The organism is Nocardiopsis sp. TRM 82005, assembly GCF_056312425.1.
Window position 1 is genome coordinate 168,447 of sequence record NZ_JBWDTQ010000017.1, and the last position, 23,373, is coordinate 191,819.

A 23,373-nucleotide genomic window follows, 5' to 3' on the forward strand; every position below is an offset into this window, starting at 1 on the left:
ACGTCGCGTCAGGGTCAATGTGCTTTTCCCGGCGGGGCGGCCCCGGGGCGACCACCCTTTTCTACTCGCCGGTAACATTGGGGTATGAGCCTTGACCACACCCTTGAGGGCTTCCAGTTCGACCGGGACACCCGTGTCGAGAAGCGGGCCGACGGCGAGTTCGCAGCCACCCTCACCAACGCCTGGACCACCTTCACCTCCCACCCCAACGGCGGATACGTCCTGGGCGCCGCCCTCAACGCGCTGCGTCAGGGCCTGAGCCAGCCCGACCCCCTGGCCGTCTCTGTGTTCTTCCTGCGCCCCGCCGCCCCGGGCGAGGCCACCGCGCGCACCGAGGTGGTACGTGAGGGGCGCCGCACCGCCACCGGGCAGGTCGTCCTGGAACAGGGCGGCAAGGAGATCGTGCGCGCCACCGCCACCTACGGCGACCTGACACCCGATCCCGCGGCGCGCGTGCTGACCCTGGACGAGCCCCCGAACCTGCCCTCCCCCGAGGACTGCTTCATCCCGCCCGAGTTCGATCGCCCCGAGGGCCTGGGCATCGCCCACAGCGTGGAGTACCGCTACCCCCAGCGCCCGGGCTGGCTGGAGGGCAGGAAGGACGGTCGCCCGCACACCGAGTTCTGGATGCGCTTCGCCGACGGCCGCGAGCCCGACACGCACTCCCTGGCCTCGATGGTGGACTTCGCTCCCCCGGCGGTGCTGGAGATCGGCGAGTTCGCCACCATCACCGTCGAGCTGAGCGTGCACGTGCGCGCCCGTCCCGCCCCCGGGTGGCTGGCCTGCCGGGTGTTCACCAAGCACGTGTCGGGCGGCCTGCACGAGGAGGACATGGAGATCTGGGACGGCACGGGCACCCTGGTGGCCCAGTGCCGCCAGCTGGCCATGCTGCTCTGAGCACTCCGCGCGCTCTGGGCGGGGCCGCCGTCCGCTCCGACGGTGGCCCCGCCCCGCGTGCGGTGCTGGTCAGACCACCGCGCGAAAGTGCGTGGTCAGGCGGTGGTCCTCGCCCAGGACGTGGAAGGCCACCCCCGGGGGCTGGTCGCGGTTGGCGGTCCACTCGCCCTCCCAGGGCATGCGCAGCGTCCAAGTCACCCCGGGCGCCAGCAGCAGCGGCCGTCCGGCGAAGGTGGTCGCCCCGCCGGTGTGGGCGTGCCCGACCAGGATCCCCGCCACCTTGGGGTGGGCCTGGAGCAGCCCGGCCAGATCGTCGGCGTTGTCCAGGCGCATGGAGTCGGGCAGCGGGTGGTGCACCCGCACGGGCGGGTGGTGCAGGGCCAGCAGTGCGGGGCGCTCGTCGGGCAGGGAGCCCAGGGTCTCGTTGATCCACATCAGGGTGGCCGCCTCCAGGTGGCCGCCGTCCTGGCCGGGGATCGTGGAGTCGCAGGCCAGCACGGTCGCGCCGGCCACCTCGTGTACCCGGTTGAACGGTTTCCCGGAGGGCTCCTCCCCCAGCATCGCCTCCCGCATCGCCTCGCGGTCGTCGTGGTTGCCGGGGCAGACCAGTACCGGGAAGGGCAGGTCCAGCAGTTGGGCGGCTTCCTGGTACTCCTTCTGGGCGGCGTGGTCGGCGATGTCGCCGGTGACCAGCAGCGCGTCCGGTGCCTGGGCGAGTCCGCGCAGGTAGTCCACGGTCCGTGTGGCGCGCTCGGTGGTGTGCGCGGTTCCGTCCAGGTGCAGGTCGCTGACATGGGCGAGCAGAAGCGTCATGGTCGTCCTCGTGGTCGGGTGGGTTCGGGACCTCGAAGGGGTACGGGTCAGCGCGGATCCGCCGTTCCCGTCGAGGTACGTCGAAGGCTAATCCGCGCACACGGCGTGCGACAGGCGTGTGCGCGGTCGTCCCCACGGGGAGCTGGACGGCCGTCGGCGGTCCTCAGCCGATACGCGTCATAGTGGAGTCGTAGCCGCCTCCGCCCGGGTAGGTCCACGGGGCCGTTAACGCACGTGTCACTGGCCGCAAACGAGGAACATCACCGTGGCCGCTCCCTCACCGGTCGATGGTGAGCGCGTCCAGGGCGGCGGCCTTGTCAGCTTCAGTGGGCAGGGCGTATCGGCGGGTGGTGTTGATGTCGGCGTGCCCCATCAGCTCGGCGACGGTCACCAGGTCCACCGGCTCCTTCGCGAGGTCGCCGCGGCCGCGCACCAGGTCGGTGCCGAAGGAGTGCCGTAGCACGTGCGGGCCGAAGGGTTCGCCGTCGTCAGCCGGTCCGATCCCGGCCGCCGCGCCCAGCTCGCACACCACCGCGTTCGCCGTCCGGGTCGACAGGGCCCCGCCGTCGCGGTTGCGGATGAGCGGCCCGGCGGCAGGGCGGCCGAGTGCGTCCAGCAGCACCTCCAGGGAACCGCGCACCTCGGCGTGCAGGGGGACGGTGCGGTCCTTGCCGCCGAACTTCCCCTTGCCGCGGACCCGCACGGTGCCCTTGCGTGCGGACAGGCGGATGTCGGCCACGTCCAGGGCGACGATCTCGGCGATGCGCAGGCCCGCGTAGTAGGCCAGGTGGCAGATCACCCGGTCCCGGGGCGAGGCGTCGCGGGCCACGGTGCGCAGGAACCGCAGTTTGGCGCGGGCATCGAGCGCGCGGGGAGCTCTGGGGCGGGCCAGGTGCTCGCGGACCACGTCCGGGCGGCCCGAGCCGCGCAGGGAGAAGAAGGCGTCGATGGCGGCGAGGCGGTTGTTGATGGTGGCCGCCGACAGGCGACCACCAGAGCGGGTTCGGGTGTTCTTCAGGGTGCGGCGGTAGTCGCGCACCGCCCAGTCCCTCGCGTTCGGGTCGGTGAGGGGGGGGCGCCGTCCAGGGCACCGGCCTCCTTCGCGTTGGCGAGCCAGGCCAGGAAGTGGGCGGCGTTGCGTCGGTACTTGTCGCGGGTGGCCGCCTCCAGGTCGGTGGAGGCGGCCAGCTTCTCACTGAAGGCGCGGTGTTCGTCCGCCAGGTCGTCAGGCAGGGTGAGGGTTCGGCGCGGCCGACCGGTGCGTGTGTTTCCAGAAGTAGGACACCCGTCACGAACCTCGACCAAGTTGTGTGCAGCCTGCGCCTACAGCAGCTCGTTTGATTGTGCGGGAATATTCGCACTATTATTGTGCGGTAATAGTCGAACGATCGTGGAGGTGCTGGCGGTGGCTGCGATACGGACCTACGTTCACCCTGAGACCGAGGAGATCTCGCTGCCGCGCGTGCTATTCGCGCTGAGCGAGCCGCTGCGCTTGGAGATGGTCCGCAAACTCGCCCAGGAGGGCGAGGTGGACAGCATCGACCTGGGCCCCGACCTGCCCAGGTCGACCCTGACCCACCACACCAGCCTGCTGCGCGAGTCCGGCGTCGCCTTCGTGCGGGCCGAGGGGCGCAAGTGCATGATCAGCCTGCGTACCGCGGATCTGGAGGCCCGCTTCCCCGGCCTGGTGAACACCGTCCTGGCCGGATACGAGCCCGAGCCATCCGACGAACACGACGAGAAGGCCCACAGCGAGGGCGCAGAGCAGGGGGCCGACCAGTGATCCGCCGACTGTGGCCACTGGTGGCCGCCACCGTCTCGCTCGGCATCGACGCCTACGTGCTGGCCGGCGTCCTGCCCCAGATCGCGGGCTCGCTCACGGTGTCGGTGGCCGCCATCGGCCTGGGCGTCACCGCCTTCACTGGCGCCTACGCTTTCGCCGGGCCGCTGCTGTCGGGGCCGCTCGTCGCCGGTTCCACCAAGCGCGCCCTGGCCGTCGCACTGGCCCTGTTCAACCTCGGCAACCTCGTCACCGCGCTGGCCCCCGGCATCGCGGTGTTCCTGGCATCACGTGTGGTGGCCGGCCTCGGCGCCGGGATCCTGACCGCGGTGGCGACCGCCACGGCCGCCGCGATGGTCGCCGACCACGAGCGCGGACGCGCCATGGCGCTGGTGACCTTCGGACTGTCGACCGGGACCGTGGCGGGCGTGCCGGTGGGCATGCTCATCGGCCAGTGGGCGGGATGGCGCTGGACCATGGGGCTGGTCGTGGCGATCGGCGCCGTCAGCATGGCCGCGGTCCTGGCCCGACGGGCACCGTACCCGTCCATCGCGGTGGTCAGGGTCGGTGAGAACCTCCGCCTCCTCAGATCTCCCGCGATCGCCACCGGCGTGATCCTGGCTTTCCTGCTCGGGCTGGCGAGTCTGGGCCTGTACACCTACCTGGTCCCCATGGCGCAGGCGCGCGACCTGGCCCCGTGGGCGTTCACGCTCGTGTGGCTGTGGGGCCTCGGCGGTGTCGCCGCCTCGGCCCTGATCGGCAAGCCCTTGGACGCCTGGGGGCCCAAGCGGCTGTTCCCCGCGGTCGTGGCGGTTCTGGCCCTGGCGTTGGGCGCTCTGTCGCTCCTGGACCAGGCCGCCGTGTGGGTCGTCGCGGTCGCCCTGTGGGGAGCCGCGGGGTGGGCGAGCGTGCCCGTCCTCCAGCACCTGCTCGTCCACGGGCGTCAGCGGCAGGCCATGGCCCTCATCGCCTTCCAGATGGCCGCCATGTACCTGGGTTCGGCGGCCGGTGCGGCCCTGGGCGGCCGGCTGCTGGATCAGGGCACGTCCGCCGGAGCGCTTCCCGGATGGGCGGGCGGAGCCGCGTTCGTGGCGCTCGTACTCGCCGTGGCCATCACGCGTGGCAGGGCGATGCGGTCGACAGAACGGACCGAGGCCAGTCTCAGCCGGTCCTGAGACCGCAGAGGTCGCCGACGGGATCGACCGGCCTCGCCTCCCGCAGATGCCTGACCTGTCAGATCCGCGACGGGCGGCGCTGGCACCGGGCGATCACGCGGGGGCGGGGCCTGCCGGCCTCGCCCCCGTGCCGATGTCCAGACGCGACCCCAGGTCCAGGTTGACCTCGCCGTAGGGGCGCACGTGGCTCCAGAACAGCGGGGTCAGCCCGCGCCGGTCGGCGCCAGTGAGCCGGTCCGCCCATGCGGGTTCGGCCAGCACGTCCTGGAGCATGAGGGTGTTGACGTAGACCAGGGACGCCTGGAGGATCCGCAGGCACAGCGCGGCCATCTCCACCTCCTCGCGCCGGTTGGTGGAGATCTCCCCGCCCTTGCCGTAGTAGATGACCGCGTTCGCGGCGTTCCAGGACTCCACCACGTTGAGCCCCTCCTCGATCTCGCGCTGCAACTCGCGCTCGCGCAGATAACGGGCCACGAAGCAGGTGCGTCGAGCGCGCCCGATCTCCAGCATCGCCTGGTAGGCCGGATGCGAGGCGGCACGGGTGAAGCGCGACAGGATCGCCTCGGTCGAGGCGGTCCCCGAGCAGATCGCGGTGGCGTACTTGATGACCTGGTCGTAGTTGTTCTCGATCACGTCCCAGCGGATCGGCCGCGTCGTCGCCGGGCCCAGGTTCGGATAGGCGTCCGGCTCGCCGACGTTGGGCCGGTACAGCCGGACGTGGTTGATCTGCTTGATGCACGGCAGCAGGTCCACGTTCAGCAACCGCGTGATGCCGAACCCGATCTCCGACTGACCATGCGAGTCGACGTGGTTGCCCTCCACCTTCATCGTCGTGCCGTGGCGGATAGCGCCCTCCACCATCGCCGCGACCTTCGAGGCCGAGGCCCGCAGCGTCTGGGAGTGCACGACCACCGACCCGCGTTCGACGTGCCAGTACACCAGGATCCCGCGGCCCCCGTAGCGGGAGTGCCACTCGGTGAACAGGTTCTGGTCCCAGGCCCGGAAGTGGGTGGAGTCGGAGGCCACCGCCGTGGAAGAGGCGCCCCACAGACCCGTGTCGCGGGCGGCGAAGGTGGCGTTGGCGATCTCCACGGCGATCTGCCGGGCCGACTCGGGGGTGAGGTAGCGGCGCCGAACGTAGCGGATGTCCTCCTCGGTGTGGCCGTGCGTGCCGCCCGCCACGGCGCGGATCCCGGTGTTGGTGCCGTAGCCGTAGATGGCCAGCATCAAACGCTCGGCCAGCACCTCGACGGGCATGCTCCCGCCGCCGGCCACCGAGGTGACCTGTCTCAGGCAGCCGGTGCGCAGGATCGCCTCCTTGAGCATGTCGATCAGCGGCACACCGTCCCACCTGCGCCGGACCTCGCCCTTGAGCCGGCGCAGGTGGCGCGGCTCGGGGGAGGCCTCCGGCGCGGTGAACCGGATCGCCCCCGCCTTGCGCGCGGCGACCTGGACCCACTCCAGGCCGGGCAGGGCGGCGTCGAGCTCGCCGAGCTCGGCCTCCATCTCCTCGCGCAGCGCGCGGGTGAAGGCCTTGGGGGCGCGGGGTTTGCGCAGCTCGGTGTAGTGCTCGGCGCGGCGCGCCTCGAAGTCGGCGGGCAGGTCCTCATCGGGGTTGCGCCACCGCCCGGCCCCCACCACCCACACCTCCTTGCAGCGCAGCTGCTCGCGCAACGCCTGGAAGGTGGCGACCTCCTAGACCGTGCGCACGGTGCGGCTCCGGCCGCGCTTGTCGTCGCGGCGCACCACCTCGGCCCACTGGCCCGAGGTGCCCCGGTGTTCGGGGATGTGCTCGCCCAGCGGGTAGTAGGTGGTGTTGCCCGCCTTGGCGTAGCGCTCCACCAGGTCCAGGGCCTCGATGACCGGCCGGTGCGCGGAGTTGTTGGACCGGAACTCCAGCACGCCCAGCAGCTCGATCAGGCCGCGCCGATAGTGGTTGGTGTAGGAGGCCTTGAGCGTGGTCTGCACCGTGCGCCGGTACACCGGCCCCTTGGTCCGGTACTCGTGCACCAGCTCCTTGAGCGTCTGCTCGCCGCCGGTCACCGCGGGGAACACCACCTCGCGCACCTGTCCGCCCGGGTCGGCCACGGAGGCCTCGGCGATGTGGAACAGGATGTTCTCCTTGCCGGTGACCCGCTTGAAGGCGTTGATCAGCTCGTTGGTGACCTTGCGCTCGGCGCGCGCGCCGATGCGGTGCACGGTGGCGGTCAGCAGGTCCACCAGGGAGTCGGTGACCTCCCGCTCCCGTTCGGCCAGCAGCGCCGACAGCAGGGTCACGGCCGACTCCGGGGAGCGGCGGCGCAGGTGGGAGGGCGACTCCACCACCGCCCGCTGCCGCCAGGAGGCCAGCACCTTCGGCGCCACGTCGGCGAACAGGGTCGGCGGCAGGCCGATGGAGCGGATCGCGTTCAGCTTGCGGATCTCCCGCAGCATCGACTCCAGGCTGATGTTGCCCGGCATCGCCTTGGCCAGGGACAGCACCGATCTGCTTGCGGTGGTACTCGATGGTGCGCCCGGACCACTCGTAGAAGGCGAGGTCGGCGGCGGGCACCTTCACCTGGCGGGCGACGAAGCCGACGACCTCGTCGGCGAACTCGGCCCGGCCGCGGGGGAAGCGGCCGCGCCGTGTGTAGTACTTCAGCAGCAGCGCGAACCCCAGCTTCGTCGCGCCACGCTTGCCCGCCACCGGTTCCAGTTCGTCGTCGAGCACGGTCCAGTGCTCGACCAGTTCATCCATGCCCACCGACTGTCGTCCCATGGGGGTGCAGCGTGGTGGAGGCACGTTAGAACAGGACGATCAGGGCGAGTCCATCTCGTTTGCGGCTGGTGCCACGTTCGTTAACGGCACCCGAACTCGCCCCGGTAGAAGGCGGGTGAGCCCTTCTCCCCCGCCCAGATGGTGAGGACGTCTCCCTCCAGCGCGTAGACGTAGTCGAAGGTGTTGCCCTGGCTGTCGTAGAAGCGCGACCGCAGGTCCTCGCCCGGCTCCTCGGCGCCGAAGGGGCGCTCCCTGCCGATGATCTCCGTCCCCACCACGTCCTGGCCGTACTGGCGCAGCCTGACGTCCTGGATGAGGAAGAACCCGCCCTCCATCCAGCGGTAGGTGACGGTGCCCTCGGCGCCGCCGGTGATCTTCCAGCTACCGATCAGGCGGTCCAGGGCGGCCATGCGAGGCGTCCACGTAGCGCCGCAGCACGTCGCGCTCCTCCGGCCCGCTCTCGGTGGGCGCTGCCCGGTCCAGCAGCTCGTCCGGGTAGGGCTGGAGCCAGACGACCTCGGTGAACGGTGAGGATCCCGGTTCCCGGGACAGGGGCCTGGTGCGGCGTGCGGAGAGCGCGTCCAGGCAGGTGTTGGTGGCGATCTTGTACAGCCAGGCCCGGAAAGTGGAGTGCCCCCGGAAGGAGGCGCGGTTGCGCCAGGCCTTGAGCAGCGTCTCCTGCACCATGTCCTCGGCCTCGGTGAAGGAGCCCAGGACGCGGTAGCAGTGCACGCGCAACTCGTGGCGGTGGCGCTCGGCCAGCGCGGAGAAGGAGGCCTCGTCCGTGGGAGCCGGTTCGCCGTCCGCTGTGGTGTTTCCCGTCGCGCTCTCGTCCGCCACGTGCCGCCCCTCCCTTTTCGCCTCGCGCCGTCGGGGCCGATCCTAGGGCGCCGGCGGGCTCTGGACCGGGCTTTGCGCGCCGGCGGCGCGTGCTCGGATCCGGCGTGCGGCGCGGCCCCGCCAGAGCACACCCTGCCTGGGTGAGAGCAGGTAGGCCAGGGCGAACGCCGCGGCCTGGGCGAGCACGATCAGCCCGCCGGTGGACACGTTCAGGTAGAAACTGGCGAAGACCCCCACCACGGCGGCGACGACCGCGACCGACGCCGAGATCACCAGCATCCGCTCGAAGCGGTCGGTGAGCAGGTAGGCGGTCGCGCCGGGGATGATGACCATGGCCACCACCAGGATGATCCCCACCGCCTGTAGCGCCACCACCACGGTGACTGACAACAGGCCCAGCAGCAGGGTCTCCAGCAGGCGCGGGTTGATGCCCATCGCGTGCGCGTGGACCGGGTCGAAGGCGTACAGGGTCAGGTCGCGGTGCTTGTACCAGACCACGGCCAGTACGAGTCCGGCCAGTGCCAGCACCTGCCAGATGGCGGCGTTGGAGACTCCCAGCACGTTGCCGAACAGGATGTGTCCCAGGTCGGTCTGGCTGGGTATGCGCGAGATCAGTACCAGGCCCAGGGCGAACATGGCGGTGAAGACCACTCCGATGACGGCGTCCTCCTTGACCCGGGAGGTGCGGTTGACCACTCCGATCAGGGCGACCGAGCCGGCGCCGAATACCAGAGCGCCCGCGGCGAAGGGCAGCCCCAACAGGTAGGACAGCACCACTCCGGGCAGGACGGCGTGGGAGACGGCGTCTCCCATCAGCGACCAGCCCACCAGGGTCATCCAGCAGGACAGGACGGCGCACGCCACTCCGGCGACCACGCTGACCAGCAGGGCCCGTTGAACGAACTCGAACCGCATGGGCACGGCGAACCACTCCACGACCGTCATCAGCGTGTCCATGCCGTTGCCTCCTCGTCGGTGTGGACGCCGAAGGCCTCCATGAGGGTCTGCGGGTGCAGGATCTCCTCGGGGTCGCCGTGTGCGATGACGCGGCGCTGTAGGAGTACCGCCTCGTCGCATAGGAAGGGCACCTGGGCCAGGTCGTGGGTGGACACCAGCAGGGTGTGGCCCTCCCGGCGCAGTTGGAGGAGTAGTTCGGTGATGTGGCCCTCGGAGCGTTTGTCGACCCCGGCGAAGGGTTCGTCGAGCAGCAGCACGTCGGCGCCCTGGGCGATGGCGCGGGCGAGGAAGGCGCGTTTGCGTTGGCCTCCGGAGAGCGCGCCGATCTGGCGGTCGGCCAGGTCGCTCAGGTGGGTGCGGTCCAGGGCGTGGGCGACGGCTTCCCGGTCGGAGGGGCGGGCCCTGCGGCGGCCTCCCATGTGTCCGTAGCGGCCCATCATCACCACGTCGCGCACGCGTACCGGGAAGGCCCAGTCGACCTGTTCGGACTGGGGTACGTAGCCGACCAGGCCTCGGCGGCGGGCGACGGTGCCGGTGCGGCCGAGGATGCGTACGCGGCCGTGGTCGGTGGGGACCAGGCCGAGCACGGTCTTGAACAGGGTGGACTTGCCCGATCCGTTGGTGCCGAGCAGGCCACAGATCCGGCCGGGGGCGATGGAGAGGCTGACTGCGTCCAGGGCCAGGACGTCGCCGTAGCGGACGGTGGCGTCGGTGACCTCGATGGCGGCGCTCACGCGGTTCCTCCCTTGAGTCCGGAGACGATGGCCTCGGCGTCGTGGCGGAGCAGGTCCAGGTAGGTGGGGACGGGGCCGCCCTCCTGGGACAGGGAGTCGACGTAGAGGGTCTGGCCCATCCGCGCACCGGTCTCGCGGGCCACCGAGCGCTGGGCGCTGTCGTTGACGGTGCTCTCGCAGAACACGGCGGGGACCCGGTTGTCGTGGACGAACTCGGTGACGGCGGCGGTCTGTTGGGGTGTGCTCTGGGATTCGGCGTTGACCGGCCACAGGTACATCTCGGTGAGGTCGGCGTCGCGTGCCAGGTAGGAGAAGGCGCCCTCGCAGGTGACCAGGGCCCGGGAGCTGTCGCCGACCTCGGCCAGTTCGGTCTCCAGGTAGTCGCCGACCTCGCTGATCTCGGTCTTGTAGGCCTGTGCGGCCTGGGCGTAGACGGCTTCGCCCCGGGGGTCGAGTTCGGTGAGGGCCTCACGGATGTTGTCGACGTACAGGTGGGCGTTGTCGGGGGACATCCAGGCGTGCGGGTTGGGTGCGCCCTCGTCTTCGCCCGAGGAGATGGGGATGGTCCGGACTCCGTCGCTGAGTACGGCGGTGGGGGCCTGCACGCGTTCGGTGAACTGGGTGAACCAGGCTTCCAGCCCGAGACCGTTCTCCAGGATCAGGTCGGCCTCCTGGCCGCGGACGAGGTCGTCGGGGGTGGGTTCGTAGCCGTGGATCTCGGCGCCGGGCCGGGTGAGGGAGGTGACCTCGACGCGGCCGTCGGCGACGTTGCGGGCCATGTCAGCGATGACGGTGAAGGTGGTCAGGACCAGGAGCCGCCCGTCCGGGCGGGTTTGACCAGCGGAGGTGGAACAGGCGGTCAGGGCCAGGGCAAGGGTGAGGAGGGCGGCGGGGACCCCCGCCGCCCAAGGGTTTACGGAGCCCTCACCTCTAAAGTTCGCCACGCCTAACTTTTTACCACAAGTGCGCCGAACTAAACGGCGTGACAGGGCCGGTCAGCCCCTACCCGCACAGGAGCGGCCTTGACAGGGAGCCCCTACCCACGGCCCCACCGGGTAGACGGAAGGGGTCTCCTCCACGACTCCCCACCGACGCCTCCCCCCTCCAGGCCGACCTGGCCGAGTCCCAGCCCCGCACGCCCCACTCAGCCAAGGCCGTCCAGGGCTTCTTGGGCGGCCGCGGCCCAGTGCGCCGCACCCGACCGCTCGGCCACGCGCAGGGCTTGGCGGTAGTGCTCTGCCGCCCGGTCCTGGTGCCCGAGTGCGCGGGCCAGCTCTCCCAGGTCCTGCGCGGCAGGCCCCAGGACCAACATGCCGCTGCCCGCACCGGCCAGCTCACCGCTCGCGGGCAGCAGCCGACGGTAGGCGCGCTCCATCGCGGAGCGGTCGCCGGCGGCGGTGGCGGTGCGGGCGGCCAGGCAGGTCAGGGCCTCCTGGAGCAGGCCGGGCGGCGCCTTCGGCGGGGGCTGGGCGGTGCCCGGGTCGGCCAGCGCGCGGGCCCAGGGCGCGTAGGGACCCCAGTCCTGCTGGAGGTCCACCCGTGCGGGTCCGGCGTTTCGCACGTGCAGGCACAGCAGGGCCAGGGGGAGGATGCCCTGCTCCACACCCGGCATCCCGCTGCCGGCCAGGTGCGTACTCGCTGTGCGGTAGGCGGCCTCAGCCTCGGCCGGACGTCCCGCCACGGCCAGCCGCAACGCGTCGTACCACCGGGTGAACACACCGACGAGCGGGATCTCGTGCCGTGCGCCCAGCTGGTCGGCGGCCATCGCATGGGCGTCGGCGGCGGGGAAGTCGGCGAGCGCGCAGTGGGCCTGGACGAGGACGAGGTGGCCGAGCACCTCGAAGGTCACCAGGTCGTGCCGCTCGGCCAGCTCGACCAGTTCGGTGCCGAGCGCCGCACGCCGCCGGGCCAGCCCCGCGCGTTCGAAGGACTGCATGAAGCGGGCGTTGAGAGCCAGGGCGAGCAGTGCCGGGTCCCCCAGCCCGCGGGCGATCTCCTCGGCCTGGTGGGCGGCGCGGCGGCCCCGCGTGCCGGAGGTCTCCCGCAGTTCCAGGGCGATGGTGCCCAACAGGCGGCCGCGGTGTCGCCGATGCTGTCCGGGCAGGGCCTCCAGAGTGCGCTCGGCCGCCTCAGCGATCTGGTGGGCCAGTGCCTCGTCGTCGTTGCGAGTCCAGATGGCGGGCACGTCGAAGGCGGTGATGACCTGCGCCGTCAGGTCCGCCTCGCCCAGTTCCTCGGCCTCGGTGACCGCTTGGGCGCGGTACTGGCGTGCCTCCTCCAGCCGTCCGGTCACGGCCAGCGCGCGCACCATGCCCGTGACCGCCTCCAGACGACCCCGGACGTCGGCCCCGCCCGAGCGGTCGTGTGCGGTGACGGCCTCCCGCCACAGCCGGGACTCCTCGTGCGGGGCGAACCGCTCTTGTGCCTGAAGGGCCGCCCGACGTGCGTGGTGTGCGGCCCTGGCAGCCGTGACGCGGGTGCCCGCCCGGCCGAAGTGGTGGGCGAGTGAGGCGCAGCGGTCGGGATGGAGCGCTTCGATCGCCTCGGCGACGGCCGTGTGCCAGCGTGCCCGGCGGGGGTGGGAGATGTCCTCATAGAGGGTGTCGCGCACCAGCACGTGCGCGAACCGCAGCGAGCGGGCCTCGTCCTGGTTCACCGGGTCGGCCTGTTCGGTGAGGAAGCCCGCGCGTAGGGCCGTGTCCAGGGCGTCGAGCAGTTCTTCCTCGTTCGGTGACAGGGCGGCCAGGACATCGGTGTCCACGTCGCGGCCGATCACGGACGCCACGCGCAGCAGGCGCTGGGCCGGGGGTGCCAGCGTGGCCATGCGGTGGCGGATGATGTCGCGGACCCCGGCGGGGACCGCGTCGAGTGCGGCGCTTCCTTCAAGGTCCAGGAGGCGGGCCAGTTCGCGGGCGAAGAAGGGGTTGCCGCCGCTGCGCCGGTGGATCGTGCGCAGGGCCCCGGCGTCGACGTCGTGGTCGAGCAGGGCCCGTACGAGTTCGCCTGTCGCGGTCTCGGGCAGGCCGCCCAGGTAGATCCGGGCCGGTTCACGGGGGGCTAGGTGGGCCAGGGCCGTGGCCAGGGGCGGGTCGATCTCACCGGTGCGGTGGGTCCCGACCATCAGCACCGGCCCAGGGAGGGGTTCGCCGGCCAGGGCGGTGACCAGTTCCAGGGTCTCCCGCCCGGCGCGGTGCAGGTCGTCGAAGACCAGCAGGACGGGGCTCCGCTGCGCTGCGGCGGCCAGGAGCCGGACGGCCTCGCGCAGGGCGCGGAATCGGGCCGCGGCCGGGTCCGCCGAGGCGTTGGGGACGTCACGGTCGGCCCCTGTGCTGTTGGTGCCCGCGGTGTTGGGATGTGCGCTGAGGTCCGTGGCCGGTGCCGGGGCCACGGGTGTGCCGGGGCTGCGGAGGTCCTCAGCCCGCGGGGCGACGGCGCGGTTCAGCGTCGTGGCGATCTGCGTCCAGGGCCAGGCGGCGGGCGCCCCCTCGTGTTCGGGGCCACGGCCCCAGGCCGTGGTCCATCCTTGTGCGGCCAGCCGTTGTGTGAGGGTGTGTGCCAGAGCCGTCTTGCCGGCCCCGGCGTCGCCGGAGACCAACGCCACCCGGGCCGGGGCGTTCGGTGCGGCGGACGCGGCTGCCTGCTCCAGTAGCCCCAGTTCCTGTGCGCGGCCGGCGAGGGGGCGCGGGAGGGGTTCGTGGGGCGGGGCCCGCGTCGTCGCGGGTGGGTGGGGGCGCGCGGTGGCGGGGGCATGTGGGGTCAGGTGCGGTGCCTGGGCCAGGATGTCGGCTTCCAGCTGCCGCAGTTCCGGGCCGGGGTCCACACCCAGCTCCTCCGCCAGGGTCCCGCGTGCCCGGTGCAGCGCTGTGAGGGCCTCGCCCTGGCGGCCGGAGCGGTACAGGGCCAGCGCCAGTTGCCGCCAGGTGCCCTCCCGGAGAGGGTGGGCCAGTGCGTGTGATCGCAGCTCGGGCACTGTCTCCGCCGCCCGGCCCAGTTCCAGGAGCGCCTCGGCCCGTCGTTCCACGGCCAGCAGACGCAGCCCCTCCAACCGGTCACCCTCACTGAACGCCCACGGGTAGGAGGTGAACTCGGCGTAGGCGGGGCCTCGCCACAGTGCGAGGGCCTCCTCCAGTTCTGTCAGTGCCTGGCCGGGCCGGCTTTGGTCGAGTAGCCGCCCGCCGTGCGTCACGGCTTCCTCGAAGCGCCGGGCGTCGACCGCTTGCGGACCGGTCCGCAGCGCGTAGCCCGGTGGTGCGGTCACCAGCAGCCGGGCGGGCTCCCGTGGGGGGCGGTCCGGTTCCAGGGAGCGGCGCAGCGCGAAGACGAAGGTGCGCACCGCCGCCACGGCGCCGTCCGGGGGGTCCCGCCACAGGTCCTCGACGAGTCGGTCGACGGGTACGGCGTGGCCCCCCGCGGTCAGGAGCCGGGCCAGGACCGCGCGGTGGCGCGGTCCTTTGAGGGCGAGCGGCCCGTGCGCGTCGAAGGCCCCCAGCGGGCCCAGCACACGGAAGCTCACCGTCGCGTCCCTGTTCTGCCCCGTCATGCCAGCCAATATATCGGGCCGTGCGTCCCGGACACGGCCTTTGGAGCCCGTGCTCATCAGCTGCTCATCGGCTGCTCATCCGTTCCCGTCAGGCTCGTGCACGACCGAGCTCGTCGGGGATCGCCCCGGGGAGCCTTCGTGAGCGTTCGAGAGGAACCACCGTGGAACCGAGGATTCAGGGATTCGACTACCAGCGCGTCCCCGTGGCCGAGGATGTGGCGCTGAACGTCGCCGTTGGCGGGTCGGGCAGCCCTGTGGTGCTGCTGCACGGCTTTCCCCAGACTCATCTGATGTGGCGGCACGTGGCGGCCGACCTGGCCGCCGACCACACCGTTATCTGCCCGGACCTGCGCGGCTACGGCGACAGCGACAAGCCCGCCGACACCGACGGGCGGGCCTACTCCAAGCGCACCATGGCCGCCGACGTCGTCGCCCTGGCCCGGGCCCTGGGACATGAGGGTTTCGCCCTGGCGGGCCATGACCGGGGCGCCCTGGTCGCCGTCCGGGCCGGACTGGACCACCCGGAGTCGATCACCCACCTGGCCTCGCTCGACGTACTGCCGACCCTGGACATGTGGGACGTGTTGCGCGGGGCCTCGGCCGCCGTGGGCTTCCACCTCTACCTGATGGCCCAGCCTCCCGGCTTGCCCGAGCAGCTGATCGGTGCCAGCCCGGACGCGTTCTTCGGCCACTTCCTGGACATGTGGGCCAGCGCCCCCGAGGCGATTCCGGCACGGGTGCGTGCGGCCTACCTGCGGGCCTCCCGCGAGGCCGTGCCCTCCATCGTCGCCGACTACCGGGCCTCGGCCGGTGTCGACATCGAGCACGACGAGGCCGACCGTGCGGCGGGGAACCGGCTGCGCATGCCGGTGTCGGTGCTTCAGCAGGACTGGGGTGCGGCCCTGGGCTATGACGCCGCCGCGGTGTGGCGGGCGTGGGCATCCGACCTGGACCACAGCACGGTTTCCTGCGGTCATTTCATGGCGGAGGAGGACCCGGCGGAGGTGGTCAGGGCACTGCGCGACCTCCTGGTCAGGTAGGGGTCGTGTCAGCCGTGCGCGTGGCCGGGCCTTAGGGCGTCAGTGGATGATCGAGACGATCTGGCAGGCGGCCTCGGCGAGCCTTCGGTCGCCGGTGAGCGTGCCCCGCCCCACCGCGGTCCTGGGTTCGACGCCGCGGGCGTACAGCAGCCAGGCGGTCTCGGGGTCCAACCGCACTCTTGCGGCCGGTTCCCCTTCGGGGGCGTATGCCAGGGGCCAGCCCTGGCTCGTGCGGGTGGTGGTCCACGCCCCGCCTGAGGGCCCTCCACCTCCACAACGACACGGGTGCCCTCCGGTGCTGGTGTGGTGCTCAGCGTGTGGGGCAGGGCGCGCATGAACGTGTCCAGGACCAGGGCGGCCGGGCTGATACGCGAGGTGGCTCGCACCCATTCCTGGTTGTTCTGAGGGTGAGGAGTGCCGCGTGCTCGGCATCGAAGTGGGGGCGGGCGTCGATCGGCGGGCGCTCAGCTGTCCAGGTAGCGCAGTACCGCCAGCACCCTGCGGCTGTAGCCGGAGGTGTGGGTCAGCCGCAGCTTGTCGAAGATCGCGTTGGTGTGTTTTTCCACCGCGCTCAGCGACACGTACAGCCGCTCGGCGATGGAGGGGTTGCTCAGTCCCTGCGCCATGTGCTCCAGCACGGCGCGCTCGCGCGGGGTGAGCCGGGCCAGCGGGTCGGTGTGGGTGGTGCGTGCCAGCAGCTGGCGCACCACCTCGGGGTCGAAGGCCGCACCGCCATCGCGCACCCGCTCCAGGGCCTCCAGGAACTCCCCCACCTCCGAGACCCGGTCCTTGAGCAGGTAGCCGACTCCGCTGGAGGCACCGGCCAGTAGCTCGGCGGCGTAGCGCTGCTCCACGTACTGCGACAGCACCAGCACCGCCACCTCCTCGTGTTCGGCGCGGATGCGCAGCGCCGCACGCAGTCCCTCGTCGGTGTGGGTCGGTGGCATGCGCACGTCCACCACGGCGGCGTCGGGCCCGCGCTCGGCCACTTCGGCCAGCAGTGCGCCGGCGTCGCCCACCGCCGCCACCACCTCGTGGCCCTCCTCCTCCAACAACCGCACCAGGCCCTCCCGCAGGAGGACCGAGTCGTCAGCGATCACCAGGCGCATGGGAGCTCCGTATCCGTGTGGTGGTCAGCGGCAGGGCGGCGCGCACCGTGGTCGGGCCGCCGGCAGGGCTGTGTACCGACAGTGTGCCGTCCAGGGCGCGCACTCGTCTGGCCAGGCCGGTCAGCCCGCTTCCGTCGGGATCGGCCCCGCCCCGCCCGTCGTCGAGGACCCGCAGGTCCAGAGCGGCGCCCTCGTCGCTCAGGTGCACGATCACCGAGTCGGCCCCCGCGTGCTTGACGGCGTTGGTGATGGCCTCGCGCGCCACGAAGTAGACCACCGTGGCCAGCTCGTGCGGCGGCGGGACGCGCAGGTGCGAGCGCACCTCCACCGGCAGCGGGCTGCGTTCGGCTACCTCGGTCAGCGCCGACTCCAGCCCGAGCGTGTCCAGCGCGGTGGGATAGACCCGCCAGGCCACGTCCCGCAGCTCGTCCAGCAGTACCCGTGTCTCGGTGTGCGCCTGGCGGACCAGCCGTGCCGCTCGCTCGGGATCCTGGCCGCGCTGGGCCCGCCCCAGCAGCATGGCTAGTGCCACCACCCGCTGCTGGACCCCGTCGTGCAGGTCGCGTTCGATGCGGCGCCGCTCCTCATCCACCGCTCGCACGATCCCCGACCGGGTGTGGGTCAGCTCGTCGATGCGCCGGTGGAGCAGGTCCTCGCGGTCGGGGCCCAGCATACGGCGGGCCAGTGCCCGCTCCGCTGCGGTGACCAGGGCCGCCGCGGCCCACACCAGCAACAGCATGAGCAGCCCGAAGAGCGCGCCCAGGGACGTGGTGGAGGCATAGAACCGCACCCCTGGCATGATGATCGTGACCTGGGAGGCGTTACCGGTCACCACCTCCCAGGCCACACCGCCGACGAACAGGGCCAGCATCCATCCCAGGGCGAGGAGCAAACACGCGGTGGCCAGCGCCAGCGGCAGGCGCGCCAGCAGGTAGATCGCGCGCGGCGCGGTCCCGGGACGGGGATGGACGGCGCACCCGGCCCATCGGGCCAGCCGGGCCAGTTCGAGGTCGCACAGGCGTTGCGTCCACCGGCCCACGAGTCGCCGTGCGCGGTGGTGGCGGGAGGTGCGGGGCAGGGTGAGCAGCAGGACACAGACCGAGGCCGGGGCCCAGAACAGGATGAGCGAGGCGGTGAACACGCCTTGGACGCTTCCGACGAGCTCGCGCCCACCACGCTGTGGGGACGCCAGTACCATCCGGGCCCAGGCGCGTACGCCGTGTGTCTCGTCCATGGCCTGCCCCGCACCTTCCCCTTCCGTTCAGGCGTCCCGGCGCTGAAGCACCAGGGCGCCCACCGTCAGGCTCGCTACCGCCCAGCACACCAGTACCAGCCCTCCGGCCGCCGGGGAGAGCGAGTCCTGGGACTGTCCCATGACGAACGTGCTGTCGATGAAGGACACTCCTGAGGCGAACGGCAGCCGGTCGGCCAGGTACACACCGGCCTCGTTGCCCAGCAGCAGGAGCATCACCGGCAGTCCCAGGATCAGCATGAACACCGTGGTCAGGGCGGCCGCCGACGACCGCAGGGCCGTGCCCGCGCCCAGGGTGAGCGCCGCCACCAGGGCCAGGTACACCGACTGGCGCACCACGTCCGCGACGGCCTCTCCCGGATTCAGGGTGCCGTACCCCTCGATGAGCGGGTGCAGCATCACCAGGTGCGACAAGAGGGTTCCGGCCGTGGCCAGCACCAGTCCCACGACGAAAACGAACACGGTCAGGGACAGGGTCTTGGCGGCCAGCATCCGTACCCGCGCCGGTACCGCTTGCAGGGTGGGGTGGATGGAACGAGAGGAGTACTCAGAGGTGATCACCGGAAGGGCGATGGCGATGACGGCGAACTGCACCACCCACATGGTCGCGTAGGCCGACATCTCCGAGGCGGGCACATCGGTGGAGGGGACGAAGCCGTTCTGCATGTTGCCGATGGTCGCCACCGCCCCCATGGGTGCCACGGCGACCATCAGGGCCAGAGCGGCAGCCGTCCCCCACCAGGTGGAGCGCACCGAGCGGAGCTTGACCCACTCCGCGGAGGTGGCCGCGGCCAGATCGGACAGGGCCAGCGCGGGGCCGGGGCCGCGGTCGGCCGCGGTGGCGGACGGCTGGGCCGTCTTGACGGGTGCGGAGGTCGACACTGTCAGTTCCTGCTCTCGGTGGTGTACTGCACGCTGTCGGCGGTCAGCTCTCGGTAGGCCTGCTCCAGGGAGGCGTCGCGGGTGCTCAGCTCGTGCAGGGCCACCCCCGCGCGGTGGGCCAGTTCCCCGACCCGCTCGATGGGTACTCCGGTGATCACCAGTTCGCCCGGGCTGGAGTGCTCCACCTCGGCGCCCTCGCTCTCCAGCGCGGTGACCAGGTCCTCGGGGTGGGGAGCGCGTACCAGCACGGCCGTCCAGGCGCTGTTGCCCAGTACCTCGGTCAGGGGCGCGTCGGTGATGAGCCGTCCTTGGCCGATCACCACCAGGTGGTCGGCGGTCAGCTGCATCTCGCTCATCAGGTGGCTGGAGACGAACACGGTGCGCCCCTCCCCGGCCAGGGAGCGCATCAGGTCGCGGATCCAGCGCACGCCGTCGGGGTCCAGGCCGTTGACCGGTTCGTCGAAGATCAACATGCCCGGGTCGCCCAGCAGCGCGGCGGCGATGCCCAGGCGCTGGCTCATGCCCAGGGAGAAGGTGCCCGCGCGTTCGTGCGCTACCTCGGCCAGCCCCACGGCCCCCAGTACCTCCTCCGCACGGCGGTCGGGGATGCGGTGGGTCCGGGCCAGCGACAGCAGGTGGGCGCGGGCGCTGCGGCTCGGGTGTACGGCGCGGGCGTCCAGGACGGCGCCCACGTGGTGCAGCGGCCGGTCCAGGTCCCGGTAGGTGCGCCCCTCGACCAGGGCCTGGCCGGAGGTGGGCTGGTCCAGGCCCAGCACCATCCGCATCGTCGTGGTCTTGCCGGCGCCGTTGGGGCCGAGGAAACCCGTCACCCTGCCGGGGCGCACCTCCAGATCCAGGGAGTCCACGGCGAGGGTCTCTCCGTAGCGTTTGGTCAGTCCTCGCATGGTGATCATGGTCGGTCCCGTCGTCTCATCGGAAAAAGGCGGCGGTGCTCACGCTAGGGAGCGGGCCCGGACCAGGCCATGAGGTGGACCGTTCGGCCGGGTGCGGTGCGCACCCGGCCGGGGGTGGGGTCGTCCTCAGGGCGTGCTCCGTCCGGGAGCGTTGGTTTTCCGGTCCGGGCCGCGGGGGACAGTGCTGATTCTGCTCTGTTCGCCACTTTCACGCATCAGGTGGGCCGTTTCGTGCCCGCCGGCACGCGCGCGCGGATAGCCTCGACCCGTTCCCTGTTGCAGGAGGTGCTCGGTGTCCCACACCTGGACCGCGGTCGACTTCGAGACCGCCAACCACGACCGTGGCAGCGCGTGCGCGGTCGGGCTGGTGCGGGTGCGTGACGGCGCGGTCGTGGACCGGTACACCACCCTGATTCGACCGCCCCGGCAGGCGGGCTTCTTCTCCCGCCGCAACACCGCCGTGCACGGCATCACCGCGGCCGACGTCGCGGACGCCCCTTCCTGGCCCGAGGTGCACACGCACATCGTGGAGTTCGCCGACGGCGATCCGCTGGTGGCGCACAACGCCGCCTTCGACATGGGTGTACTGCGCCAGGCCTGTGAGCACACCGGGATGTCCCACCCGGCGTGGGAGTACGCGTGCACGCTGGCGCTGTCGCGGCGTACCTGGGCTGAGCTGCCCGACCACAAGCTGCCGACCGTGTGCGCCCACATCGGCCACCGGGTGGTGCACCACCACCGGGCCGACGCCGACGCCGAGGCCGCCGCGCACATCATGATCGCCGCCATGGCCCGGTACGGCAGCTCCTCACTGGCCGACCTGGCCCGTGCCGCCCGGCTGGAGCTGCGCCGGATGCAGGCCGCCGTCGGGCACCGGGGCCCGGCGCCCGTGCCCCCTGCGGCCTCGGCGGTGTCCGCTCCCGCTCCGGAGGAGGACCGTTTCAGCCGGTGGCAGCGGGTCGCCCAGGCTCCGCTGCCCGAGCCCTCCCCCGACGCCGACCCCCACGGGCCGCTGTACGGGCGCACCGTGTGCGTCTCGGGCGACCTGGAGTCCATGGACAAGCCCGAGGTGTGGCGGCGCGTGGCCGAGGCGGGTGGCCGCCCCGCCAAGAACGTCACCAAGAAGACCGACGTGCTCGTGGTCGGCGGTCATGACGGCGCCGGCAAGACCGCCAAGCACCTGCGGGCCGAGGCCTACCGCGAGCGCGGCCAGCGCATCGACTTCGTCAGGGAGGCCGACCTGTTCGCCCTGCTGGGGATGACCACCGGTTCCTGAACGAGCTTGGTCACACCGGTGGCCGCCCGCGCCCCGGTGCGGACGCGGGCGGCCACCGTGTCGGTCAGGCCCCGTGTTGTTCGGTGTTGGGAAAGCGCAGGATGGCGCAGGTCTCGGAGGTGGTGTGGCCGTGGTCGAGCATTTCGTTGAACTCCGCGCCGGAGGCCAGCGCCGAGCGCAGCATCAGTGCGCTGGCCGGGGCCCGAAACGCCGCGTCCGGATCGTCGAGGTTCGCCGGGTCGTCGGCGATCAGGATCGGTTCGTGGGGCGAACCCCACAGCTCGGGCTCACCGTCGCGCTCCGCGCCCAGTAGCAGGGTCTGCACCCGTGCCTCCGACAGCATCGGCAGGGTGGCCTTGGCGCCGTCCACCGCCTGGTCGTTGGCGAGTTTTTGCTGGAAGTCGGCCAGGATGTCGTCGTGGCCGTCGATGACGAAATCGCGTAGTGCCTCCACCGCGGCTTCGTGCAGGCGCTCCTCCGCGTCGGGGCCGCCCCGCCCGCCGGGCACCAGCCGGATCGGTGTGCTCAGCTTGCGCTCGCCCAGGTTGTCGCGCAGGAAGGCGATGGCCTCCTCGTCGCCGCCGACGAAGATGACCTTGGCGTCCACCTCGGCGACCGCGTCGCGTACGTGCTGGGCGATCCTGCTGGCGTTCTCCCGCCATGTCTCGCGGGGGAAGTGCTTGCCGTCGAACCGGCCGTTGTAGCCGCTGAGGACGCCGGGCCCGCCGCGGCCCATCGGGTCGATGTTGCGCAGGTCGGCGCCGGAGAACTCCTGTTCCGAGGCCGGTTCGGTGGAGGGTTTGGCCGTGTAGGCGAACACCTTGGCGTTGACCCGGTCCAGTGCCACCAGGACGTAGGGAAGGTAGCGTCCCCGGTCCACGGTCAGGGGAAGGGGGTCGGGAACCGGCATCAGCAGGGCGCGGCTCTCCCGGGGCGGCTCTGAGAGGGTGTACGCGCCCAGCAGCCGTCCCTCGGAGGCGAACAGGGACTGGCCGTGGTTGCCGAAGGCTCGGGACGAGCTTTCCTTCACCGCTTCCTCGAGTACGTCCAGGGTGGCCTTGTCCGCGTCCAGCGAGGACAGCTCCTTGCGTAGGTGGCGCCAGCGCAGTTCGATCTCCTTGCTGGCGTCGGTCTTGTCGCGGCTGGTGTCCAGGTGTACCGAGGCCACTGGAGTGCCACTCTCATACAGAGGTCGCAGAAAACCCAGGTCCATGTATCCGCGGGGCGTGTGTCCCCGCCCCGCTCACCTCCTTCTCGGGGTCGGTCTGCGGGCCATCCTCGGGCCAATATTGCTCATGCCGGGTGTGCCACGTCGACCCGGACACGCTCCTTGCCCAAGGATTTCCTGGCCTTGGGGATCCCCCTACCCAGCGGACCGGTGAACAGTGGTGGACCGACCGGAGACGACCCCCGAGTGTCGGGTGCGGTAGGGGGCCGCGTTCCTAACGTCGGTGGTGCGAGGAAGAAGGGAGAGCACCATGCTGGACCGCCTCAACCAGGCGCTGGAGAAGGTGGAGGAGGATCCTGCTGCGCCGGTGGACGTGGCGGAGATGGCGCGCATCGCGCTCACCTCCGAGCACCACCTGCGCCGCCTGTTCTCGGCGTTGGCGGGGATGCCCTTGTCGGAGTACGTGCGGCGGCGCAGGCTCACGCTCGCGGGCACCGAGGTGCTCCGGGGCGGTGACGGCCTGCTCGACATCGCGGTCCGTCACGGTTACGGGTCGGCGGAGGCCTTCGCCCGGGCGTTTCGTGCCATGCACGGCGTTGGCCCGGGTGAGGCCCGCAGGACCGGCGCGGTGCTCAACTCCCAGCCGCGGATGACGTTTCGCCTGACCGTTGAAGGAAGCACCACCATGCGTTACCGGATCGTGGAGAAGGAGGCCTTTCGTATCGTGGGGCCCAGGGCCAGGGTGCCGCTGGTGTACGAGGGGGAGAACCCGGCCATCACCGAGTTCGTCCGGGGCCTGGGCGAGGGTGTTCACCGGAAGCTGGCGGAGCTGTCCGACCAGGAGCCGCGCGGTGTCCTGTCGGTGAGCGCGAACATCGACCTGCCCAGTGAGGAGGGCAGCGAACTGGACTACTACCAGGCGGCGGCCACCTCCTCGCCCGCCCCGGAGGGGATGGAGGTTCTCCAGGTGCTCGCGGGCACCTGGGTGGTCTTTCCCTTCTCCGGCCCTTCGGGGAGTTTTCCGGAGTCCCTGCAGTGGATGTGGGCGGACGCGTTCGCGCAGTGGTTCCCCTCCCACCCCTCCTATCGGACCAAGGAGGGCCCCTCGATCCTGAGGGTGGAGTACGGGGAGGACCCCACCGCCGCCGAGGGTGAGCTGTGGCTGCCCATCGAGCGCGCCTGAGGCGTTGTCCTTCGCCCCGTGTGCCCACGCGGGTCCCCGGTCTTGTCCGGGGCCG

Annotated in this window: 23 protein-coding genes and 1 pseudogene; 6 read left to right on the forward strand and 18 right to left on the reverse strand. The window is 71.6% G+C overall.

Translation table 11 applies throughout. The annotated features are described in order from the left end of the window. Positions 1-84 precede the first annotated feature (84 nt). Positions 85-897 (forward strand): thioesterase family protein, encoded by an 813-nt coding sequence (locus tag AC0T5L_RS14355; protein WP_476165955.1) that lies wholly within the window; start codon positions 85-87, stop codon positions 895-897. Positions 898-966: 69 nt separating this feature from the next. Here the strand turns inward: AC0T5L_RS14355 and AC0T5L_RS14360 are convergent, their stop codons facing one another. From AC0T5L_RS14360 to AC0T5L_RS14370, 3 genes are all read right to left on the reverse strand, one after another. Continuing rightward, positions 967-1,710 (reverse strand): metallophosphoesterase, encoded by a 744-nt coding sequence (locus AC0T5L_RS14360; RefSeq protein WP_476165956.1) that lies wholly within the window; start codon positions 1,708-1,710, stop codon positions 967-969. A gap of 277 nt (positions 1,711-1,987) precedes the next feature. Then, positions 1,988-2,749: a tyrosine-type recombinase/integrase gene (locus tag AC0T5L_RS14365; RefSeq protein ID WP_476165957.1), complete on the reverse strand. Its 762-nt coding sequence runs from the start codon at positions 2,747-2,749 to the stop codon at positions 1,988-1,990. Beyond that, entirely contained in the window at positions 2,725-3,015 is a 291-nt protein-coding gene (locus AC0T5L_RS14370; protein ID WP_476165958.1) for a hypothetical protein, read from the reverse strand. The genes AC0T5L_RS14365 and AC0T5L_RS14370 overlap by 25 nt, the downstream gene beginning before the upstream one ends. A gap of 100 nt (positions 3,016-3,115) precedes the next feature. Between AC0T5L_RS14370 and AC0T5L_RS14375 the strand changes: the two genes are divergently transcribed. Further along, entirely contained in the window at positions 3,116-3,493 is a 378-nt protein-coding gene (locus AC0T5L_RS14375; protein ID WP_476165959.1) for an ArsR/SmtB family transcription factor, read from the forward strand. After that, complete coding sequence (locus AC0T5L_RS14380; RefSeq protein WP_476165960.1) at positions 3,490-4,665, forward strand: MFS transporter; 1,176 nt, start codon at positions 3,490-3,492, stop codon at positions 4,663-4,665. The genes AC0T5L_RS14375 and AC0T5L_RS14380 overlap by 4 nt, the downstream gene beginning before the upstream one ends. Positions 4,666-4,758: 93 nt before the next feature. Here AC0T5L_RS14380 and AC0T5L_RS14385 read toward each other — a convergent pair whose 3' ends face one another. The 9 genes and pseudogenes from AC0T5L_RS14385 to AC0T5L_RS14425 all read right to left on the reverse strand — a co-directional run bounded on the left by AC0T5L_RS14385 (position 4,759) and on the right by AC0T5L_RS14425 (position 14,494). Beyond that, positions 4,759-6,339, reverse strand: a complete 1,581-nt coding sequence (locus AC0T5L_RS14385; protein ID WP_476165961.1) for a transposase — start codon at positions 6,337-6,339, stop codon at positions 4,759-4,761. Between the two features lie 21 nt (positions 6,340-6,360). Continuing rightward, complete coding sequence (locus AC0T5L_RS14390; protein WP_476165962.1) at positions 6,361-7,146, reverse strand: hypothetical protein; 786 nt, start codon at positions 7,144-7,146, stop codon at positions 6,361-6,363. 58 nt (positions 7,147-7,204) lie between these two features. Then, positions 7,205-7,423: pseudogene (locus tag AC0T5L_RS14395) on the reverse strand (DUF4158 domain-containing protein); the annotation flags it as partial. An 80-nt stretch (positions 7,424-7,503) separates the two neighbouring features. Beyond that, a complete protein-coding gene (locus AC0T5L_RS14400; RefSeq protein ID WP_476165963.1) occupies positions 7,504-7,833 on the reverse strand; it encodes a hypothetical protein in 330 nt (109 codons plus the stop codon). Continuing rightward, positions 7,805-8,263, reverse strand: a complete 459-nt coding sequence (locus AC0T5L_RS14405) for a sigma-70 family RNA polymerase sigma factor (protein ID WP_476165964.1) — start codon at positions 8,261-8,263, stop codon at positions 7,805-7,807. The genes AC0T5L_RS14400 and AC0T5L_RS14405 overlap by 29 nt, the downstream gene beginning before the upstream one ends. Positions 8,264-8,305: 42 nt before the next feature. After that, positions 8,306-9,220 (reverse strand): metal ABC transporter permease, encoded by a 915-nt coding sequence (locus AC0T5L_RS14410; protein ID WP_476165965.1) that lies wholly within the window; start codon positions 9,218-9,220, stop codon positions 8,306-8,308. Further along, the gene (locus AC0T5L_RS14415) at positions 9,208-9,954 is read right to left on the reverse strand and encodes a metal ABC transporter ATP-binding protein (protein WP_476165966.1); all 747 of its coding nucleotides are present in this window, start codon (positions 9,952-9,954) and stop codon (positions 9,208-9,210) included. The genes AC0T5L_RS14410 and AC0T5L_RS14415 overlap by 13 nt, the downstream gene beginning before the upstream one ends. Then, a complete protein-coding gene (locus AC0T5L_RS14420) occupies positions 9,951-10,898 on the reverse strand; it encodes a metal ABC transporter substrate-binding protein (protein ID WP_476165967.1) in 948 nt (315 codons plus the stop codon). Before AC0T5L_RS14420 ends, AC0T5L_RS14415 begins: the two co-directional genes overlap by 4 nt. Positions 10,899-11,098: 200 nt before the next feature. After that, positions 11,099-14,494, reverse strand: coding sequence for a BTAD domain-containing putative transcriptional regulator (locus AC0T5L_RS14425; RefSeq protein ID WP_476165968.1), 3,396 nt, complete (start codon positions 14,492-14,494; stop codon positions 11,099-11,101). Between the two features lie 161 nt (positions 14,495-14,655). Between AC0T5L_RS14425 and AC0T5L_RS14430 the strand changes: the two genes are divergently transcribed. After that, positions 14,656-15,534, forward strand: coding sequence for an alpha/beta fold hydrolase (locus AC0T5L_RS14430; protein WP_476165969.1), 879 nt, complete (start codon positions 14,656-14,658; stop codon positions 15,532-15,534). Between the two features lie 39 nt (positions 15,535-15,573). Here the strand turns inward: AC0T5L_RS14430 and AC0T5L_RS14435 are convergent, their stop codons facing one another. The 5 genes from AC0T5L_RS14435 to AC0T5L_RS14455 form a co-directional block, all read right to left on the reverse strand. Then, positions 15,574-15,705 (reverse strand): hypothetical protein, encoded by a 132-nt coding sequence (locus tag AC0T5L_RS14435; protein WP_476165970.1) that lies wholly within the window; start codon positions 15,703-15,705, stop codon positions 15,574-15,576. A 293-nt stretch (positions 15,706-15,998) separates the two neighbouring features. Then, complete coding sequence (locus tag AC0T5L_RS14440; RefSeq protein WP_476165971.1) at positions 15,999-16,643, reverse strand: response regulator transcription factor; 645 nt, start codon at positions 16,641-16,643, stop codon at positions 15,999-16,001. Beyond that, positions 16,624-17,877: a sensor histidine kinase gene (locus tag AC0T5L_RS14445; RefSeq protein WP_476165972.1), complete on the reverse strand. Its 1,254-nt coding sequence runs from the start codon at positions 17,875-17,877 to the stop codon at positions 16,624-16,626. Before AC0T5L_RS14445 ends, AC0T5L_RS14440 begins: the two co-directional genes overlap by 20 nt. Before the next feature lie 27 nt (positions 17,878-17,904). Next, a complete protein-coding gene (locus tag AC0T5L_RS14450) occupies positions 17,905-18,777 on the reverse strand; it encodes an ABC transporter permease (protein ID WP_476165973.1) in 873 nt (290 codons plus the stop codon). A 2-nt stretch (positions 18,778-18,779) separates the two neighbouring features. Beyond that, complete coding sequence (locus tag AC0T5L_RS14455; protein ID WP_476165974.1) at positions 18,780-19,691, reverse strand: ABC transporter ATP-binding protein; 912 nt, start codon at positions 19,689-19,691, stop codon at positions 18,780-18,782. A gap of 292 nt (positions 19,692-19,983) precedes the next feature. On the opposite strand from AC0T5L_RS14455, the gene AC0T5L_RS14460 reads away from it, so the two are divergent. Further along, a complete protein-coding gene (locus AC0T5L_RS14460) occupies positions 19,984-20,967 on the forward strand; it encodes an exonuclease domain-containing protein (protein WP_476165975.1) in 984 nt (327 codons plus the stop codon). A 64-nt stretch (positions 20,968-21,031) separates the two neighbouring features. Here AC0T5L_RS14460 and AC0T5L_RS14465 read toward each other — a convergent pair whose 3' ends face one another. Next, positions 21,032-22,180, reverse strand: coding sequence for a baeRF2 domain-containing protein (locus AC0T5L_RS14465; RefSeq protein WP_476165976.1), 1,149 nt, complete (start codon positions 22,178-22,180; stop codon positions 21,032-21,034). A 265-nt stretch (positions 22,181-22,445) separates the two neighbouring features. On the opposite strand from AC0T5L_RS14465, the gene AC0T5L_RS14470 reads away from it, so the two are divergent. Further along, complete coding sequence (locus tag AC0T5L_RS14470) at positions 22,446-23,318, forward strand: helix-turn-helix domain-containing protein (RefSeq protein ID WP_476165977.1); 873 nt, start codon at positions 22,446-22,448, stop codon at positions 23,316-23,318. Positions 23,319-23,373 lie beyond the last annotated feature (55 nt).